The sequence below is a fragment of the Streptomyces sp. NPDC049577 genome (assembly GCF_040675635.1).
In the GTDB taxonomy this organism is placed as follows: domain Bacteria; phylum Actinomycetota; class Actinomycetes; order Streptomycetales; family Streptomycetaceae; genus Streptomyces.
In genome coordinates this window covers 1-2,986 of the sequence record NZ_JBFAPH010000507.1, presented here as the reverse complement: position 1 = coordinate 2,986, position 2,986 = coordinate 1, and the positions used below count along the sequence as shown (strand labels likewise).

The 2,986-nt window shown below is 72.3% G+C and carries 4 protein-coding genes; 2 read left to right on the top strand and 2 right to left on the bottom strand.

Translation table 11 applies throughout. The annotated features are described in order from the left end of the window. Nucleotides 1–608 precede the first annotated feature (608 nt). Complete coding sequence (locus AB0K09_RS31855; protein WP_366068870.1) at nucleotides 609–1,154, top strand: hypothetical protein; 546 nt, start codon at nucleotides 609–611, stop codon at nucleotides 1,152–1,154. Further along, a complete protein-coding gene (locus AB0K09_RS31850) occupies nucleotides 1,151–2,113 on the top strand; it encodes a hypothetical protein (protein WP_366068869.1) in 963 nt (320 codons plus the stop codon). Before AB0K09_RS31855 ends, AB0K09_RS31850 begins: the two co-directional genes overlap by 4 nt. Here the strand turns inward: AB0K09_RS31850 and AB0K09_RS31845 are convergent. Both AB0K09_RS31845 and AB0K09_RS31840 read right to left on the bottom strand, forming a co-directional pair. Further along, nucleotides 2,053–2,340 (bottom strand): hypothetical protein, encoded by a 288-nt coding sequence (locus AB0K09_RS31845; RefSeq protein WP_366068868.1) that lies wholly within the window; start codon nucleotides 2,338–2,340, stop codon nucleotides 2,053–2,055. The genes AB0K09_RS31850 and AB0K09_RS31845 overlap by 61 nt on opposite strands. Next, nucleotides 2,337–2,810, bottom strand: a complete 474-nt coding sequence (locus tag AB0K09_RS31840; RefSeq protein WP_366068867.1) for a hypothetical protein — start codon at nucleotides 2,808–2,810, stop codon at nucleotides 2,337–2,339. The genes AB0K09_RS31845 and AB0K09_RS31840 overlap by 4 nt, the downstream gene beginning before the upstream one ends. Nucleotides 2,811–2,986: the final 176 nt, after the last annotated feature.

The window sequence follows — 2,986 nt, the reverse complement described above, 5'->3', positions numbered from 1 at the left end:
GCTCCGGCGGTCATCACCGATCGTCGTCGACCGTCGAGCGCACCCGCAGAAGCGTAGGATGACCGTCCGCCCACAGCGCCGTTCCGACGAAGAAGCTGTCATGTCTACGACGCCGGTGCTCCGGTTTGCGGCACGGCAGAGCGGGCACTGCGCAGCCCGCCGCTCGCGGCCGGCGCGGCGAGCGGACTGGTGCGCGGGGAACCCTGGCGGCTGAGCTCGCGCATGGCCTAGGCGGCTGCCGAGGCGCTGGAGAACGTGCACCGCCTCCAGGGCCTGGCGCTGGACGACCCGGACGCCGACTGGTCGGTGCTCACCGCCGAGGCCGACCACCAGGAGTGGCTGCGGATCGCCGGGTGGGTCGAAGGGGGGCCTGACGGCCTACAACCCGAGGAACGATCCCGATGCCGTGGAGTACCCGCCGCTGATCCGATTCCGGGAGAAGGACTGACGCCTCCCACCAGTCTCCAACCGGATTTGGCCACTGTGAGTGATTGCCCGGCGGATCCCCCACGGCTGCGGGTACGGTCGATCAGTTTGACGGTCGGCGGTGGCCGTCGGTGGGACGGGTCCGGTCGGCGTGGCGCCGCATCGCGGGTGGGGGTGAATCGGTGAGCAGCACCGAGCAGGAGATCGAGGAGCAGTTCGCGCAGCTTCAGCAGAGGGTCGGCGCCCGCCGGGCCGAGGTGCTCAAGCACACCGCCGACGACGAGCAGTTCGCGGCGGAGTACGCCCTGCTGGTGTACGCCACGGGCGACCTGGTGGAGTTCGAGAAGACGATCCCCGAGCGGCTGGCCGAACCTGAGCGCAGGCGCAGTGAGCGCATCGTGGTGTGGTCCTGGCGTGGGCAGGCGGTCGTCGGCGCGGCGTTGATCGCGCTCGTCTTCGTTCTCGACCGCTCCTGGTGGTGGCTGGCGCTGCTGCTCCCGCACTTCGCGGGCACGGTGGCCGACTGCTTCCAGCAGGTCCACGCGGAGCGGCACCGCGACCGCCGCGCCGGGGCCATCGCCCTGCACGTGGTCGCGATCCTGGTGGCCCTGGTCAGCCTGAGCGTGCTGAGCCGGTGGTTCCTGATCGCCATCGTCGTGGGCTGGGTCTTCGTCGCCGGTGTCTCGATGGACAGCACGGACGCGGGCGAGAAGGGGGCGCGGCGGTGAGCGACGACTACGGTCATGAGGTCCGCCGCCTGGAGACGCGGACCAGTTCGGTGGAGAGCGACCTCTATTCGCTGCGCTCCAAGCTGGGCGAGGTCGACGACCTCGACCACGAGCTACGCGGCATCCGCAGCGAGATCGGCAGTGTCGAGGACGATGTCAACAGCGTCCGGAGCGACCTGTCCGAGCTGGACGACGACGTACGCAGCCACATCCGGGACACCGAGCAGGCCCTCAAGCGGCTGACCGGCCGCATCCAGGCCCTCGAAGCCCATCTCCTCGCCGCCCGTGGCGCTCCCCAGGCCGACCTCGACACCATCGACCCCGAATGGAGGAAGCTGGCCAGGGCTGCCAACCACGGCTGGCACGTGCGCACCGGCCTGCTCAGCGACCACCAACGCGAAGCCCACCACCGCAGGATCCGCGAGTACGAAGGCGCCATCGAAGAGCGCGACGAGCATCGCGGCAAGGTGGTGGAAGCCGCCGGAATCCTGGCCGGCACGCCACGCACCTCACGCGAGTTCAAGCAGGCCGTCATGGACTTCGGCATGTCCCGCGCTCTGGCGGAGAGCCACGAACAGCGGGCCCGGAAACTGGCCGACGCGGCCAAGGCCGCACAGGCCGCGCTCGCCCAGGACGAGGTCCTGCGGCGGGCGAAGGCGTCGCTGATCGAGCGGGGCGAGAAGGCGCAGAAGAAACTGGAGTGGCTGCTGCACGGCCGCCTGGTCGAGGCAGTCGCGATGCGGGCCCTGCTGCCCATGTGGTTCGTCACCGTCCTCGGCCCGGTGCCGCCAGCGGAGAAGACGCAGGAGTGGATGGACCTCGCCACCCAGGTGATGGTCTACCGCGTCACCTACGAAGTCACGGACCAGGTGGTCGCGCTCGGACCGGAGCCCGCCGACTACGCCCCGCGCCGGACCACATGGCACCATGAGCTGACCAGGGCTCTTCGCCGCTGGTAGCCGCGCCCGCCGCCCTTGAAAGCCGGGAGCTCCCATGCCCGCTCGGTGACCAGCGCGTCGATCGTCGCTGCGAGTCCCGTCGGCTCGCGCCCGTCCCGCCGCGCCATACGGGCCGGCCGCGGCCTTTGCTTCGTCTTCCGGCCGCCGCCGTTCTTCCGCGCCGCCTCCCTCGCGGCCCGCAGCGCGACCCGGGCCAGGTCGACCCCGGACATCTCCTCGCCGCTCATGCCTGCCCCCAGGCGGTGTGGCCGAGCACGAGGTGGCGGGTGCCTGCCAGGCGCAGGACCTGGTCGACGAGCCAGCTGGTGAACAGCCTCCTCGCCGAGAGCTCGCCGTGCTCGTCGATGTGGTCGAGCACCAGCTGGTGGTCGCGCTCGGCGCGGGCGCGCCAGTCGATGACCTGCTGCCGGGTCAGCTCCTCGAGCACCAGCGGCACCTGGCCCTCGCCCGCGTCCTGAGGCTCCGGCTCGGGCGCCGGGGCGTCCTTGATCGGGCGGGGCGCGGGCAGCGCAACCGGCACCACCACCGGCACGGCGGCCGGGATGGCCGGGCCGACGGACGCTGGCCCGGCCTCGCGGGCGCCGGCCTGCAGCGCCGCATGCTGCGCCTCCAGCCACTGCCGCTCCCGGGCCTTCGCCCAGCCCTCAGCGGTCACCGCCTGGTGCAGCCGCCGCTCCGCCTCGGCAGCCCTGGGCATCGTGGCTTCCACGGCGGCCGTGACCGGGCGGCGCTGCGCAAGACGGTCGGCGAGCCCCACCAACGCGGGGGGGGACTGCCCCGAGGCGGACACCCCAACCCGCGCCAGCTTGTACCCGGCCGGGGGGGGGCGGGCGGGGGCGGGCGATGCCTTGAGCGGGCACGACGGGGGGGACC

Coding starts and splice junctions, on each gene's coding strand:
- AB0K09_RS31845 (WP_366068868.1), bottom strand. CDS start 2,340: ATGAGCGGCGAGGAGATGTCCGGGGTCGACCTGGCCCGGGTCGCGCTG.
- AB0K09_RS31840 (WP_366068867.1), bottom strand. CDS start 2,810: ATGCCCAGGGCTGCCGAGGCGGAGCGGCGGCTGCACCAGGCGGTGACC.